Annotated in this window: 13 protein-coding genes; 7 read left to right on the forward strand and 6 right to left on the reverse strand. The window is 65.3% G+C overall.

The features are described from left to right. Positions 1-156: 156 nt before the first annotated feature. A complete protein-coding gene (locus PDMSB3_RS09995; RefSeq protein WP_165186002.1) occupies positions 157-1656 on the reverse strand; it encodes an MFS transporter in 1500 nt (499 codons plus the stop codon). A 300-nt stretch (positions 1657-1956) separates the two neighbouring features. On the opposite strand from PDMSB3_RS09995, the gene PDMSB3_RS10000 reads away from it, so the two are divergent. The 7 genes from PDMSB3_RS10000 to PDMSB3_RS10030 all read left to right on the forward strand — a co-directional run bounded on the left by PDMSB3_RS10000 (position 1957) and on the right by PDMSB3_RS10030 (position 9947). Then, the gene (locus PDMSB3_RS10000) at positions 1957-3024 is read left to right on the forward strand and encodes an ABC transporter substrate-binding protein (protein WP_165186003.1); all 1068 of its coding nucleotides are present in this window, start codon (positions 1957-1959) and stop codon (positions 3022-3024) included. 32 nt (positions 3025-3056) lie between these two features. Further along, the gene (locus PDMSB3_RS10005; protein WP_007181882.1) at positions 3057-3908 is read left to right on the forward strand and encodes an ABC transporter permease; all 852 of its coding nucleotides are present in this window, start codon (positions 3057-3059) and stop codon (positions 3906-3908) included. 120 nt (positions 3909-4028) lie between these two features. Next, on the forward strand, positions 4029-4907 hold the full coding sequence (locus PDMSB3_RS10010; RefSeq protein ID WP_007181881.1) for an ABC transporter permease: 879 nt from the start codon (positions 4029-4031) through the stop codon (positions 4905-4907). A gap of 34 nt (positions 4908-4941) precedes the next feature. Further along, a complete protein-coding gene (locus PDMSB3_RS10015) occupies positions 4942-5808 on the forward strand; it encodes an ABC transporter ATP-binding protein (protein ID WP_165186006.1) in 867 nt (288 codons plus the stop codon). A 46-nt stretch (positions 5809-5854) separates the two neighbouring features. Further along, a complete protein-coding gene (locus PDMSB3_RS10020) occupies positions 5855-7231 on the forward strand; it encodes an LLM class flavin-dependent oxidoreductase (protein ID WP_165186008.1) in 1377 nt (458 codons plus the stop codon). 90 nt (positions 7232-7321) lie between these two features. Continuing rightward, positions 7322-8269, forward strand: a complete 948-nt coding sequence (locus PDMSB3_RS10025; protein WP_007181878.1) for a TauD/TfdA dioxygenase family protein — start codon at positions 7322-7324, stop codon at positions 8267-8269. A 124-nt stretch (positions 8270-8393) separates the two neighbouring features. Next, positions 8394-9947, forward strand: a complete 1554-nt coding sequence (locus PDMSB3_RS10030; protein ID WP_007181877.1) for a phospholipase D family protein — start codon at positions 8394-8396, stop codon at positions 9945-9947. Positions 9948-9994: 47 nt separating this feature from the next. Here PDMSB3_RS10030 and PDMSB3_RS10035 read toward each other — a convergent pair whose 3' ends face one another. Genes PDMSB3_RS10035 through PDMSB3_RS10055 form a run of 5 tightly spaced genes read right to left on the reverse strand, consistent with a single transcriptional unit; the run spans position 9995 to position 14451 of the window. Continuing rightward, positions 9995-10645: a nucleotidyltransferase family protein gene (locus PDMSB3_RS10035; RefSeq protein WP_007181876.1), complete on the reverse strand. Its 651-nt coding sequence runs from the start codon at positions 10643-10645 to the stop codon at positions 9995-9997. Then, on the reverse strand, positions 10642-11703 hold the full coding sequence (locus PDMSB3_RS10040) for an XdhC family protein (protein ID WP_007181875.1): 1062 nt from the start codon (positions 11701-11703) through the stop codon (positions 10642-10644). The genes PDMSB3_RS10035 and PDMSB3_RS10040 overlap by 4 nt, the downstream gene beginning before the upstream one ends. A gap of 10 nt (positions 11704-11713) precedes the next feature. After that, positions 11714-12922 carry a vWA domain-containing protein gene (locus PDMSB3_RS10045; RefSeq protein ID WP_165186011.1) on the reverse strand — a complete coding sequence of 403 codons (1209 nt, stop codon included), beginning with the start codon at positions 12920-12922 and terminating at the stop codon, positions 11714-11716. Beyond that, positions 12916-13809 carry an AAA family ATPase gene (locus PDMSB3_RS10050; RefSeq protein WP_165186013.1) on the reverse strand — a complete coding sequence of 298 codons (894 nt, stop codon included), beginning with the start codon at positions 13807-13809 and terminating at the stop codon, positions 12916-12918. The genes PDMSB3_RS10045 and PDMSB3_RS10050 overlap by 7 nt, the downstream gene beginning before the upstream one ends. A 15-nt stretch (positions 13810-13824) precedes the next feature. Continuing rightward, positions 13825-14451, reverse strand: coding sequence for an SRPBCC family protein (locus tag PDMSB3_RS10055; RefSeq protein ID WP_007181872.1), 627 nt, complete (start codon positions 14449-14451; stop codon positions 13825-13827). Positions 14452-14518: the final 67 nt, after the last annotated feature.

Raw genomic sequence — 14518 nt, forward strand, 5'->3', positions numbered from 1 at the left:
TTCGGTCAGGATATTGAACGACGGGCAAAAACGCCAGGATGGTAAGGAGGCGCCATCGGTAAATTCAGTATCGCGGCACCGATGGCTTACCCAAACCAACTAATTTCGCTTTGCTTATTTGTTCCGTGCTGCTGTTCACAGCGCGTTCGGATCCCGTCAGGCACGCGCGGGCTCCCCTGCCACGGCGGGCTGCGTATAGTCCTCACCGTCGATGTCATAGCCCGACGGCTCCCAGCGGATCACCAGCAGCACGAGCAGCGAACTCAGCGGCGCAATCGCGATCAACCAGAACACTTTGGTACCGAATGCGGCGGCCAGCACAGGGAACAGGAACAGCGACACCGTCGAGGCACTGCGCACCAGCGTCTGGTTGAAGCCCACACCGATGCCGCGCAGCGAGGTCGGATAGCTGAGCGACGCATAGGTCATCGAATGGGAACCGGGTCCGAAGCCCTGCCCGAACAGATAGCCGCCGAGCAGCAGGATCGCCACCACCACGAGCGCGCCGCTGCCCGGTTTGCCGATCAGCGCGAGGCCGATCAGCGAGGCGAACTGCAGCGCGTGTCCGAGCACCGTCATTTTCCAGGCGCCGACCGTGGGCGCGGTGCGCACGCCGATCAGGCCGCCCACGAATGCGAACGCCAGATTCAGGCCTAGCGCCGCGACGATCGTGGTGAGCGGACCCTGATGAAAGAAGCTGGTGATGATCACCGGCAAGCCGAAGATGATCGCGTTATAGCCGAACGAGGAAGCACTGCCGATCACCGCGGCGAGAATCGTGCGGCGCCGGTAAGTGGCGTTGAACAGCACCCCGAAGTTGCGCCACGACGCCGCGCGCGGCGCCTTCACCGGTACGGCGCCGGGTTCGACCACGGCGTCCACGCCGTACGAGCGCTTGAGAATCCGCGCGGCCTCTTCGAGATTGCCCTGATTCGCGGCCCACACCGGCGATTCGCTGATATAGCGGCTGCGCACGAGAATGATCGCGATGGCGGGCACCGCACCGAAGGCCAGCGTCAAACGCCATAACCAGCCGAGTTGATGCTCGGGCAGAATCGCGTAGAGACCGAGAATCAGCAGATAGCAGGTGCTCGTGGCCGCATACCACGCAGGGCACCAGGCGGCGACGCTGGCCGCCTTGTTGCCCTTGCCCGCCACGCGCGAGAACTCCGCGAGAAAGGCCATTGCCACCGGCAAATCGAGCCCGACGCCGAAACCCATCAGAAACCGCGCGCCGCCGAGCACCCACGCATTCGGCGCCAGACCGGCCGCGATCGCCGCGACCACGAAGAACAGCATGTCGGCCATGAACACACGATAACGTCCGATGCGATCTGTCAGATAGCCGCCGAACAGCGCGCCGAGAATCGCGCCGAACGTAATGGCCGATGAAACGAAGCCCACCTGCACCGGCGAGAGCGAGAACTGCCGCGCAATGTCCTTGATCCCGTAAGCGAGCGAGGTCAGGTCGTAAGCATCCAGAAAAACGCCGCCGAGCGCGATCGCAATCACGATGCGCGCATTGCTGCCCTTGGCGGCGCCGGCATTGACGATACGCGAGACGTCTTGCGCGCTACGGATGACAGCGGGCCGCGCGGCGCTATCGACGCTCGCTTGCGGGTCGACAGCGGTCGATGGAAAAGCAACAGTGGACATGATCCGGACTTCACATGAGTGGCTGAAGCGTTGCATGGTAGCCATGCGATCGATGCCGGCAAAACGACGAATTTAACTATGCAAATCGGTAATTCCGCGCTGGCTTCGATGCACCGCCACGACGCGACGCGCAGCAGACACAGTTCGCACTTCTGCAGATTTTCTTATCTGCAATGATTGGTTGGATTCGAGCGCACGCGAATCTAACGTGTAGTTCCGGCCCGGCGCCGACCTGAGCTTTCGCACCCGTTTTGCACCCGTTTTTTGCACCCGCCTCCTTCCCTTGATTGGTATTTGCGCATGCGCTATTTCCGTCTGCTGAAGTTTTTCGTCGCCATGGCGACACTCTCGCTTGCCGTGACTCACGCGTACGCCGACAAACCCGCGGTGATCCGCATCGGTGTCGCGCAACAAGGCACCGGCGATCCGCCCTCGTTCGGCGGCTCGCCGGCGGCGACCGTGCAGTTGCAGCAGTCGCTCGAAAAGGAATTCGCCGCCGACGGCATCAAGGTCGAGTGGCTGTTCTTCAAGGGCGCGGGCCCGGCGGTCAACGAGGCAATCGCCGACAAATCGCTCGACTTCGCCTTCCAGGGCGATCTGCCCGCAGTGCTCGCCCGCGCCAACGGCCTGAAAACGCACCTTCTGCTCGCCTCGGGCGTACGCACCGGCATCAAGATCGCAGTGCCAGCGGATTCGGATGTACGTTCGATCAAGGATCTGAAAGGCCGGCGCGTGTCGATCTTTCGCGGCACCAATCTGCAGCTCGTCGCCGATAACGCGCTCGCCGCCAATCAGCTGAACGAACGCGACCTGCGTGTGATCAATCTGGACACCGCGAGCTCGCTCGCGGCGCTGGCGTCCAAGGGTATCGACGCGTCGGTCAACGATTATCACGTGTACAAGCTGCGCGACCAGGGCCTTGCGAAAGTCGTCTACGAATCGCAGAACGACGGGCCGCAATTCACCCGCCAGTCCCATCTGCTCGTGCTCGACGATTTCGATCACGCGCATCCGGATGTCGTGCAGCGCGTCGTCAACGTGTTCGTGAAAGGCGCGCAATGGTCCTCCGACGAAGCCAACCGCGACGCCCTCTTCAGACTATGGGCCAGGAGCGGCGTGCCTTATTCGTCGTGGCAGGCCGAGTTCGCGAACCAGAGCCTGAAGGACCGCAATTCGCCGCTGATCGATCCGTTCGTCGTGGCGCGCTACAAAGCCGTGGCGGACGACGCGCTGAAGCTCAAACTGATTCGCCAGCCTGTCGAGGTCGATGGCTGGTTCGAAACGAAATATCTCGACAACGCGCTGCGCGCACAAAAGCTCGACCACTACTGGACGCGCTACGACGCCGCGGGCAAACCGCTCAGCTAACGCCTGCCAACCAACTCACCGGAGCGATCACGATGAGCGAAACCGCAATCCACGTCGAACGCGAGCGGCTCGCGCCCGCCGCCGCGCCGCACGCGTCGCTGTTGCGTGATCCGCGGCTGCGCGCGCTCGCCTGGCGACTCGCGCCGTGGGTGTTGCCCGCCCTGCTGCTCGCGCTGTGGGCGGTAGGTTGCGAACGCGGCTGGATCGCGCCGCAAATCCTGCCGCCGCCTGAGCGCGTGTTCGACACCCTCGTGGAGCTCGCAAAGAGCGGCGATCTCGCGCGCAATACGCTGATCAGCCTGCAGCGTGTGCTGCTGGGTTTCGGCGCGGGCACACTGCTCGGCTTCGCGCTCGGCGCGGCGCTGGGTCTGTCGCGCACGCTCGAGGCTTATGTGCTGCCGAGCTTCAATGCGCTGGTGCAGATTCCGGTGCTCGGCTGGCTGCCGTTTCTGCTGTTGCTCGTGGGCGTGGGCGAACCGCTCAAATACATTCTGATCGCGCATGCGGCGCTCGTGCCGGTCACGCTGAGCACGCTGCAAGGGTTCCGGCAAACACCCGCCACGCTCGACGAAGTCGCGCGGGTGTTCGAATACAGCGGCTGGCAGCGGATTGTCTATCTGGTTCTGCCCGCTGCCGTGCCGACGCTCGCCACGGGTGTGCGGCTCGCCTTCACCAAGGCCTGGCTCGCGCTGGTGGTGGTCGAACTGGTGGCGTCTTCCGAAGGGCTCGGCTATCTGATCGTCTACGGCCGGCAGCTCTTTCAACTCGACCTGGTGATGGCGTCGGTGGTCGTGGTCGGCGCGATCGGCTATGCGGTGAATCGGGCGCTGGACGCACTCGAAGCGCGCTTGCGGCGCGGACAGCCGTCGGCATTTCGCGAGTGATGGCACCCGCGGACACCCGCGCGCACGAACACGCATCAAGACTGACCAGGCTCACCGTTACCCACAAACACGCACCACCGGCAGCCATGCGCACGAGGCGCCGCCCGTGAGGAAACCACGATGACTCTCGCCCGCTTCAAGCGTTCCAAGCCGTCGCCAAAACCCGCCGACGCATCCTGCGACTGCGCCGCGCCCGCCGCCTTCCGGCGCGCGGCGCGGCCGCGCCGTCCGCTGCTGGCCCGCTTCGACTGGCGCGGCACTGTCTTGCCCCTCGTCGCGATCGCGATCTGGTGGGCCGTCTCGGAGGCGCACGTGATCAAAAGCGGCCTGCTGGTCAGCCCCGCGCAGGTTCTCGCCACCGCGTGGCAGCAGATCATCGGCGGCGCGCTGCTGAAGGCGCTCTCGGCGTCGCTCGCGCGCGAAGCCAGCGGCTTTGTGATCGGCACGCTCGGCGGCCTGCTGCTCGGCAGCGTGCTCGGCTTCTCACGGCTCGCGACACGCATGATCGGGCCGAGCTTCGACACCTTCAAACAGATCTCGCTGTTCGCGTGGATTCCGCTGATTTCCGTGTGGTTCGGTCTGGGCGACGCGGCGAAAGTCGTGTTCCTGTCACTCGCCGCGCTGCTGCCCGTCACCGCGCACACCTGCGACGGCATCCACGCGGTGCCGCGCGCCTATATCGAGGTCGCGCGCGCTTTCCGCTACTCGCGGTGGCAGCTCATCCGCGCGGTGATCCTGCCGGCCGCGCTGCCGTCGATCTTCACCGGCATTTACCTCGCGCTGATCTATTCGTGGCTCGCCACGCTCGGCGCCGAATATCTGCTGGTGGCGGGCAGCGGCATCGGCAACACGCTGATCGACGGCAGCGAGCAGTTCCGCATGGATCTGGTGCTGTTCGGCGTGATCGTGGTCGGCGTGACGGGCTGGGCGTTGAATGCGCTGGCGCGTGCCGTGGAGCGGGCGATCTTTGCGCGCCGGCTCCAGTCCGCCACCCGCTGAACCCGTACCCGAACTCTCACCACCCGGATCGCTCATGACGTCTTCCACGCTCTCCGACAGCATCGACATTCTTCACGTCAGCAAACGCTATGCGCAGCAAGGCGGTGCGCCGCTCGCGGTGCTCGACGACATCAGCCTGCGCGTGCGCGCCGGCGAGTTCGTCAGCGTGCTCGGTTCGAGCGGCTGCGGCAAATCCACGTTGCTGCGGCTGATCGCCGGACTCGACACCGACTATAGCGGCGACATCGTGGTGGCCGGCGACAAGGTTCGCGACACGTCGCTCGAACGCGGGATCGTGTTCCAGGACCACCGGCTGTTTCCGTGGCTCACGGCTTCGCAAAACATTCTCGCCGCGCTGCGCAATGCGCCGCTTTCCGCGGCCGAAAAACGCGAGGCCGTGGCGGAACATATCGCGCTCGTCGGCCTCGACGGCTTTGAGCATGCCTATCCGCATCAACTATCGGGCGGCATGGCGCAGCGTGTGGCGATCGCGCGCGGTCTCGTCAACCGCCCGCGCGTACTGCTGCTCGACGAACCGTTCGGCGCACTCGACGCGCTCACGCGCGGCCGTTTGCAGAACGAGTTGCAGCGCATCTGGGAACACGAACGCATCACGATGATTCTCGTCACGCACGATGTCGACGAGGCGCTTTACCTCGGCGACCGTGTCGTCACGATGGCGCCGCGCCCGGGCCGCATCAAACGGATCGTCGACGTGGCGCTGCCGCGCCCGCGCGAGCGCCACGATCCGCGCTTCATCCGTTTGCGCGACGAAGTGCTGGCCGATTTCGCCGAGCATGACGGCGCGCAACGCGACCCGCGCGAAGACGACACGCCGCACGACGGCACGCGTATTCCGGCGGCGAGCGCCCCGATCACCGAATGGCGGCTCGCATGGTGATGCACGCGCTCTCCCATACCCACAACAATCCTTCACGGAGCAAACGATGAGCGGCGGAAAACAGCAGAAGCGGCAGATCAGACTGGGGGCCTTCCTGATGGAGACGGGCCATCATATCGCCGCATGGCGGCATCCCGATGCGCATGCGGGCGGCGGACTGGACTTCGCGCATTACGCAGAGCTCGCGCAGATCGCCGAGCGCGCCCGGTTCGACGCGATTTTTTTCGCCGACAGCGTGAGCGTGCGCGACACCCATCTGCCCTCGCTGTCGCGCACCGCGCGCGCCGATCATTTCGAACCGCTAACGTTGCTGTCGGCGCTCTCGGTCGTGACGAAACATATCGGGCTGATCGCGACGGTCTCCACCACGTTCAATGAACCGTACAACCTCGCGCGCAAATTCGCGTCGCTCGATCATCTGAGCGGTGGCCGTTCGGGCTGGAATCTCGTCACGTCGAGCACGGAATCCGAGGCGCACAATTTCAGTTTCGATCGGCATCCGGATCACGCGGTCCGCTACGAGCGCGCCAGAGAGTTCTACGACGTGGTGGTGGGCCTCTGGGATAGCTGGGAAGACGATGCGTTTGTCCGCGACAAGGAAAGCGGCGTCTACTTCGATCCGGACAAGCTGCACGTGCTCGGCCACGCCGGCAAGCATTTCAAGGTACGCGGGCCGCTGAACGTCGCGCGTTCGCCGCAGGGTTGGCCGGTCGTCGTGCAGGCCGGGGCGTCCGAGGCCGGGCGCGAACTCGCGGCGCAAACCGCCGAGGTCATTTTCGTCGCGCATCAGACGCTCGACGAAGCGCAGTCGTTCTATCGCGACGTCAAAGGGCGGTTGGCGAAATACGGACGCGCGCCGGAGCATCTGAAGATCATGCCGGGCATTTTCCCGGTTGTCGGCCGCACGCAGGAAGAAGCCGAAGAGAAATTCGCCGCGCTGCAGAACCTGATTCATCCGACCGTGGGTCTGTCGCTGCTGTCGAACATGTCGGGCGGCGTCGACCTGTCATCGTATCCCGTGGACGGGCCGCTGCCCGAATTGCCGGAAACCAATGGCGGCAAGAGCCGTCAACGCCTGCTGTTCGATCTCGCACGACGCGAAAACCTGACGATCCGCGATCTGTATCTGCGCATTGCGGGCGCTCGCGGCCATCAGCAGGTGGTCGGCACGCCGCGGAGTATCGCCGACCAACTGCAGCAGTGGTTCGAAGAAGAAGGCGCCGACGGTTTCAACATCATGTCGCCGTGGTTGCCGGGCGGCTTGACGGAATTCGCCGAACTGGTGGTGCCTGAGTTGCAGCGGCGCGGACTGTTCCGCACGGAATACGAGGCAGGCACGCTGCGCGGCAATCTCGGGCTGCCGCGCCCCGCGAATCGTTACACCTCCGCCACGCAGCAGGTCGCTGCCGCGGCCGGCCGATAAACGGGCCGATAAGAGCGGCCGATAAGCGGCCAGTAAAGCGACGGCATTCGCGCCGTTGGAACCGTTCTCTTCATCAGGAGCTTTTCATTCATGAGTGCAGCCGCAGTGCAGGAAGTACAGTCGATCGAGGTTACGCCGCTTTCCGCGCATATCGGTGCGGAGATTCACGGCGTCGATCTTACGCAGAAGCTGGATGCGCGCCAGATCGCGGAGATTCGCGCGGCGCTTCTGAAGTGGCGCGTCGTATTCTTTCGCGAGCAGTTCCTGACGCACGGGCAGCACGTCGCGTTCTCGGCGCAGTTCGGCGAACTGACCTTGGGGCATCCCGTGTTCGGCCACGTGGAGGGTCATCCGGAGGTCTATTCGATCTCGAAGTACCGTAAGGCCACGCGCTTCGAGGGGCAAACGCTGCAACGCCCGTGGACCGGCTGGCATACGGACGTCACGGCGGCGGTCAATCCGCCGTGGGCGTCGATCCTGCGCGGCGTGACGATTCCGCCCTATGGCGGCGACACGCAGTGGACCAACCTGGTGGCCGCGTATCAGAAACTGTCGGCGCCGCTGCGTTCGTTCGTCGACAGTCTGCGCGGGATTCACCGCTTTACGCCGCCGGCCGGCGCGAGCGGAACGCAGGCGTTTCTCGAAGCCGTCGAGCAGCGCGTCCTCGTCACCGAGCATCCCCTGGTCAGAGTTCATCCTGAAACGGGCGAGCGCGCGCTCTATGTCAGCCCGAGCTTCCTGAAGTCGATCGTCGGCGTGAGCCCGCGCGAAAGCCAGGTGCTGCTCGAACTGCTGTGGGAACACGTAACGCGGCCGGAGTTCACGGTGCGTTTCAAATGGCAGGCCGGCAGCGTCGCGTTCTGGGACAACCGGGCAACGGCGCACCTCGCGCCCACGGATATTTTCGATCTCGACTTCGACCGGCAACTGTATCGCACCACGCTGGTCGGCGACGTGCCCGTCGGCCCGGCCGGCACGCAATCGGTGGCTATCGAAGGCTCGCCGGTGAGCGCCGCTGCGGCCGTCGCATTGAACTGACCTGAGCACGCCCGCGCCCGGCATGACCGGCATGAGCGCGCCAATCTGACCGGACCATCAGTGCTCACTCGACTCGACCCCAGTCTGCGGCTATCTTACGGACTGGGCGATCGAAGGGCACAACATGGCGACGTTTCGTGGCATTGCGGTAATCCTGCTGATCGCGTTGCTGTCCGCCTGCGCGAGCTTGCCGCCGCAGACCGGGCGCAGCGCGACGCACGCGCTGACGGACACCGACAGCACCCGGCTCGGCGCCGCCTTCGTGCCGCAGGAGCGCAAGCATCCCGACAGCAGCGCATTCCAGCTGTTACCCAATGGCGTCGATGCCCTTCTCGCCCGTATCGTGCTGGCGGATGCGGCCGAGCGCACACTCGATCTGCAGTACTACATCTGGCACGACGATCTGACCGGCCGCCACCTGGCCGATGCCGTGCTGAAGGCGGCCGATCGCGGCGTCAGGGTTCGCGTGTTGCTGGACGACCTGGGCACCGGCGCCGACGACCAGGTTCTGCTCGCCATCAGTTCACACCCCAACATCGAAATACGGCTGTTCAATCCGATTGCCAGCCGCAGCTTCAAGAAGCTCGGCACCGCGCTGGAGTTCAGCCGGATCAACCGCCGCATGCACAACAAGGCGCTGATCGCGGACAATCAGGCCGCCATCCTGGGCGGCCGCAATATCGGCGACGAATACTTCGGCGCATCCAGCGAGGTCGATTTCGGCGATCTCGACGTGCTGACGTTCGGGCCGGTGGTCCACAAAGTCTCCAATGCCTTCGACGAATTCTGGAACTCGGATGCCGCCTATCCGATCGTCAATCTGACCGGTCATGCCGCCGAACCGGACGCGCTGCCGGGCTATCGCGCGAAGCTCACGGCATTCGTTGCGTCCGAGCACGATTCGCCGTACGTCACGCAGGCAAGAGCCCGGCTTCGCGACACCCTGAATGCGCGCGAGACCGACTTCTCCTGGGGAAAAGCCACGCTCCTCTACGACGATCCCGCCAAGATCACACGCTCGCCGGACGATCCCCAGGGACATTTGCTGTCGCAGTTCAATGCGCTGAGTATCGAGCCCGCGAAGGAAGTCCTGATTATCTCGCCGTACTTCGTGCCCGGTAAAAAGGGCGTCGCGTGGATGCGCGCACAAACGCAGCGCGGCGTGCGCGTGACGGTGCTGACGAACTCGCTCGCCGCCACGGACGTAGCCGCCGTTCATGCGGGGTATCAGCGCTACCGCAAGGATCTGCTCGACGCGGGCGTGCACCTCTACGAACTGAAGCCGGTTGCTGGCGAAGACCACGGCGAGAAAAAGAAATCGATTCTGGGTTCCTCGAAAGCCTCGCTGCACGCCAAGACCTATGTGTTCGACAGGACCAGTGTCTTCATCGGCTCGATGAATCTCGATCCCCGTTCGATCACGCTCAATACGGAAATTGGCGTGTACTGCGAAAGCGCCCCGCTCGCCGCTCAAGTCGCGGATGGACTCGAACCGAAACTGGATCAGATCGCGTGGCGGCTCGAAACCCGCACGGATGCCAACGGCACGAGCCGCATTGTGTGGATCGACACCGCGCCGGACGGCAAGGTGACCGAGAGCGACGAACCGGGTGTGTCCGGTATGAAGCGTGTGGGTATCTGGTTTCTCGGCTTGTTGCCGATCGAATCGGAGTTGTGATGCGCAGACCACGTGCATCATGTCATGCTCCGGCATGTTGAAGCGAATCAGCATCTCTCCCGCGACGCCAGCCGCTCCAGAATGCGCGCGTAATCTTCCGGCGTGTCCATGTCGATCGTAAAGCGGTCATGGGCAGCTTCGTGGATGAACACGTCGTCGGGATGCTCGGCGATCAGCTTGCGGCATCCCGGATTCACGTGGCCGCTGACAACCTCGGCGGCATAGCTCGCGGAGAACGCCACAGGGTTGCCGCGTTGTCCGTTGAAGAACGGCACGAGTATCGAGCCACGCGGCATCGCGGCGAACGCATCGATCAACTCGCGGTAATCGGTGGCGTCGAGCAGTACCTGGTCGCCCAGACACACCATCACCACGCCGCACGGCGCGGTCAGGGCGGCCACGCCCGCAGCGACCGAGCTCATCTGCCCTTCCTCATAGCGCGGATTGCTCTGGAAGCTGACCGGCAGGCCGTCGAGCGCTTCCATCACCGCCCGTCCCTTGTAACCGGTGACGACCACGATTTGCGCGGGACCTGCCCCGGCGAGCGCGCCCACGGTGCGCCTGACGGCGGGCTGACCATCGAGCGGCAGCAGCAGCTTATGCTGCCCTTGCATCCTGGACGACAGGCCGGCGGCCAGCACCACCGCCGAGAATGTCGGCGCCTCGCCGGGCGTGGCGACCTTCCATGCGTCGTTCATGTCTTCTCCAACTGGGCGCGCCCTTGAGCGATCGCCAGATATTTGTCGGGCGCGCGTTCGAATTCGAGCTTGCAACCGTCGCAGCAAAAATAGACACGCTCACCGCCGTAGTCGAGCACGTGCTTTGCCGACGCAGGCTCGACCGCCATCCCGCACACCGGATTCAGATAGCGCGCGCGAGGCGTTTCGATCGAAGCCGACGTTTCACACGGCGACAACGCCGGCACCGTTTCGCCACTCACGAGATGCGATGCGTCGGCCCCGGCAGCGGCGGCCTGTTGCTGCAGTTCACGGCGCAGCGTCACGAGGCCCGCGACCGCGCCCAACGCGATCTCCTGCGGCGTACGCGCGTGGATGTGCGGACCCGCGGGCGAATGCAGCGCGGCGAGGCGCTCAGGCGTAATGCCGCGCCGGCGCATCGCGTCGCGCAAGCGGTCTGCCTTGCGCTCGCTCGCGACCAGCAGCACGGCGGCGGCCGTACTGCGCAAGGCGGCTTCGAGTGCGTCTTCGTCGTTGTCGCCTTGAGTCGCGACCAGAATCAATTGAGGCTCGATCTGGTCGAACGCGGCCGCGTCGAAGCCTTGCCTCACCCACGGCAGACCGAGCGCCGCCAGCGGTGCCGTCACGCTCGCCGCGGCGCCCACGCGCAGGCCCACTCGCTGAGCCAGCACGCAGGCTTCGAGCGCGGTGGGCGTCGAACCCAGTATCAGCACCATCGGCGCGGGCAAGGTAGGCTGGATGAACAGTTCGAGCGTGCCGTTGCTCGCACAGGGCATGGCGTGCGCCTCGACATCGGCTTCCGGCCTGCCCGGCTCGTTACTGATGCGCACACGTTTGGGCTGGCCGGCGCGGATGGTCTGCAGGGCGGCCGCGACCACGATCGAGCGCGAACAGCCGCCGCCGATCCAGCCATGCAACGCGCCGTCGCCCTCGACCAGCGCCTGCGCACCTACCCACGCAGAGGTTGGCGGCGCCGCGCGAATCACGGTCACGACGGCGAACGGCTGCGCTTCTTCGATCAGCCGTTGTTCGAGTTGGAGTAGGGTTTCATTGCTCATGGCAGGATGCTCATTGCAAAACCGACAGCACTTGCGGCAGCACGCGTTCGAGGCTCGCCAGATCGCGTGCGCCGGCCAGCAGGTCGACATAGGGAAGCGCCGCCTGCATGCCGGCGCTGGCCGGCGTGAAATCGGTGCGGCTTGCCAGCGGGTTGAGCCACACCAGACACCGGCAGCGGCGCCGCATCGTGGCAAGCGCCTGTTCGAGGCGCGCGGGTTCACCGGCGTCGTAACCGTCGCTGACCACCACCACAGCCGTGCGCGAGTGCAGCAGCCGCGTGGCATGCCGCTGGTTGAATTCGTCGAGACTGTCGCCGATGCGCGTGCCGCCCGCCCACCCTGCCGACAGCAATTGCAGGCGCTCCTGCGAGCGCCACGGGTCCGGGTCGCGCAGCGCCTGCTCGACGCCCACCAGCCGCGTGTGAAAGATGAAGCAATGCACGTCGGACACCTGCGCGCTCAACACGCGCGCAAGCCGCAGATAGAAAAAGCTGTACAGGCTCATGGAGCGGCTCACGTCCAGCAGCAGCACGATGCGCGGCCGCAGCCGCCGCTTGCGGCGCCAGCCCAGGTCGAGCGGCAGGCCGCCGCGCGATACGCTGCGGCGCACCGTCCACGCCATGTCGATCACGCGGCCGGCGTTCGCGCGCCGCTCGCGGCGCAACTGGATGCCTTGCAGACGCTGCGCGAAACGGCGGATCGCGGCGTCGATCGCGAACAGTTCGTCGGGCTGGTTCAGATGGCGGAAATCCGCGTAGCCCAACGACGCCTCAAGACTGGCGCCCTGCCCGGCCGTGCTGCCGTTGGGCAGCGCCGCGGCGCCGTCGCCTCCGCTTGCCAGAGAGAGCGGCATGCCTTCGCTGCCGTCGCGCAGCCCCGCGCCATTGTCCCGTTCGATGCGACCCGCACCGCCCGCCCGCGTTTCGACCAGTTTGCGGCGGTTCGGCGCGAGGAAATACGCGTCGAACAGTTCGTCGAAGCGCCGCCACTCCTGCGCACGCGAGCAGAGCAACGCGCGCAGGCTCCAGCGCAGCACCTGGCTGTCCAGTTGGCCCATGCGCAGCGCGATTTCCATCGAGGCGGCCACATCGCTGCTCGTCACATGAAAATCGTTCGTGCGCAGCCAGCCGGCAAAACCGGCATAGCGGGCCACCAGTGCTTCTTCGAGGCTCGATGGCGGAGGGCGCCGCACGTCGGCGCGGTCGATGCCGGTCAGCATGACGCCACCAGTTTTTCGACAACCGGCCGGGTCAGGCCAGCCTGGTCCTCGCGTGTTTTGACGAGCGCGGCGAGTGAATCCATGATCCGCTCGACGCCGTCCGCATCGATCGCGCTGACGCCGAGGCGCAGCAACGCGGCAACCCAGTCGAGCGTTTCGGCAAGACCGGGTTTTTTGCGCAGATCCATTTGCCTGACCGACTGGACGAATTCGACCATCTGCCGCGCCAGCTTCTCCGGCACGTCGGGAATCTGGGTGCGCACGATCAGCAGTTCCTTGTCGAAGCCCGGATAGTCGACGTACTGATACAGGCAGCGGCGCCGCAACGCGTCGGAGATTTCGCGCGTGCCGTTGGAGGTCAGAATCACGAACGGCCGCTCCGCGGCACGTATCACGCCCAACTCCGGAATCGACATCTGGAAGTCGGAAAGCAACTCCAGCAGATAGGCTTCGAACGCTTCGTCGGTCCGGTCGATTTCGTCGATCAGCAACACGGGTGCCGGCGTCGTGGTGATCGCTTCGAGCAGTGGCCGTTTGAGCAGATAGCGCTCGGAGAAAATGTCCTGCTCCTTGTCGGGGATCGGCCGGTCGTCCTGTTCGAGCAGTTTGATCGCCAGCAGTTGATGCTGGTAGTTCCATTCATAGAGCGCGGAATGCGCGTCGAGCCCTTCATAGCATTGCAGGCGGATCAGCCGCGTGTCCAGCAGCCGCGCGAGCGCCTTGGCGACCTCCGTCTTGCCGACGCCGGCCTCGCCTTCGAGCAGCAACGGCCGGCGCATTTCCATCGTCAGCAGCAAGGTCGCGGCAAAGCTGCGCTCGGCGATAAAGCCGTGCTGCGCAAGCCGCGCCTGCAGATCGACGACGTCGTGCATGCGGTCGGTGGCCATGATCGCTTCGCGTCCTCAAGCCGTCTTGCGGGAGAAAAGCCCCCGCAGCCACTCGCGTATCACGGCCCATGCGAGCGCGAGGCCGTTCAGTTCGGAAGGCTGCGCGGCGGCTTCAGGCGTGACGGACGGCTGCGGCGGCTGCGAGTTTGCCGCCGCCGTGCCGGCGGGCGACGCGCTCTGCTGCGCCGGCAAAGCCGGCAGCCGCGCCGCGAAGTTCGCCACGAACTGCTTGAGCATCTGCTCCGACACCGGGCCCATTAGCCGGCCGCCGAGCGAAGCGGCCTTGCCGCTCATCGTCACTTCGCTTCTGCCGGTCAGCTCGCAGGTCTCGCCACTCGCCTGCACCGCGGCGACCAGATCCATCGAGGCCGCCGAGGTGCCGGTCGCGTCCGCGCCCTTGCCGGTCAGATGCAGGCTGCGCGCCGCCGGGTCGAGATCCAGCACCTCGATATCGCCCTTGAACGACATGGTGGCCGGTCCAAGCCGCACCGTGATCGTCCCTTTGTAATGCGTGTCGTCGATGCGTTCGGTGATCTTCGCGCCCGGCATGCAGCCGGCCACCGCCTCGATATCCTGCATCAGTTGCCACGCGCTGTCCGCCGTGGCGGCCAGCGGAAATACTTTTTCGAGCACGACTTTCATCGGACCATCCTTTGCCTGTGTTGCGCGCTGCCTGCGTGTCTGCCCGTGGGCCTGCCGGCGTGCCTGC

The organism is Paraburkholderia dioscoreae, from assembly GCF_902459535.1.
Classification (GTDB): domain Bacteria; phylum Pseudomonadota; class Gammaproteobacteria; order Burkholderiales; family Burkholderiaceae; genus Paraburkholderia; species Paraburkholderia dioscoreae.

Bases quoted from the DNA above. Each gene is read 5' to 3' on its own strand.
- PDMSB3_RS10045 (WP_165186011.1), bottom strand. From the start codon at position 12,922: ATGCTGACCGGCATCGACCGCGCCGACGTGCGGCGCCCTCCGCCATCG.
- PDMSB3_RS10050 (WP_165186013.1), bottom strand. From the start codon at position 13,809: ATGGCCACCGACCGCATGCACGACGTCGTCGATCTGCAGGCGCGGCTT.
- PDMSB3_RS10030 (WP_007181877.1), top strand. From the start codon at position 8,394: ATGGCGACGTTTCGTGGCATTGCGGTAATCCTGCTGATCGCGTTGCTG.
- PDMSB3_RS10025 (WP_007181878.1), top strand. From the start codon at position 7,322: ATGAGTGCAGCCGCAGTGCAGGAAGTACAGTCGATCGAGGTTACGCCG.
- PDMSB3_RS10020 (WP_165186008.1), top strand. From the start codon at position 5,855: ATGAGCGGCGGAAAACAGCAGAAGCGGCAGATCAGACTGGGGGCCTTC.
- PDMSB3_RS10055 (WP_007181872.1), bottom strand. From the start codon at position 14,451: ATGAAAGTCGTGCTCGAAAAAGTATTTCCGCTGGCCGCCACGGCGGAC.
- PDMSB3_RS10040 (WP_007181875.1), bottom strand. From the start codon at position 11,703: ATGAGCAATGAAACCCTACTCCAACTCGAACAACGGCTGATCGAAGAA.
- PDMSB3_RS10000 (WP_165186003.1), top strand. From the start codon at position 1,957: ATGCGCTATTTCCGTCTGCTGAAGTTTTTCGTCGCCATGGCGACACTC.
- PDMSB3_RS10035 (WP_007181876.1), bottom strand. From the start codon at position 10,645: ATGAACGACGCATGGAAGGTCGCCACGCCCGGCGAGGCGCCGACATTC.
- PDMSB3_RS10005 (WP_007181882.1), top strand. From the start codon at position 3,057: ATGAGCGAAACCGCAATCCACGTCGAACGCGAGCGGCTCGCGCCCGCC.
- PDMSB3_RS09995 (WP_165186002.1), bottom strand. From the start codon at position 1,656: ATGTCCACTGTTGCTTTTCCATCGACCGCTGTCGACCCGCAAGCGAGC.
- PDMSB3_RS10015 (WP_165186006.1), top strand. From the start codon at position 4,942: ATGACGTCTTCCACGCTCTCCGACAGCATCGACATTCTTCACGTCAGC.
- PDMSB3_RS10010 (WP_007181881.1), top strand. From the start codon at position 4,029: ATGACTCTCGCCCGCTTCAAGCGTTCCAAGCCGTCGCCAAAACCCGCC.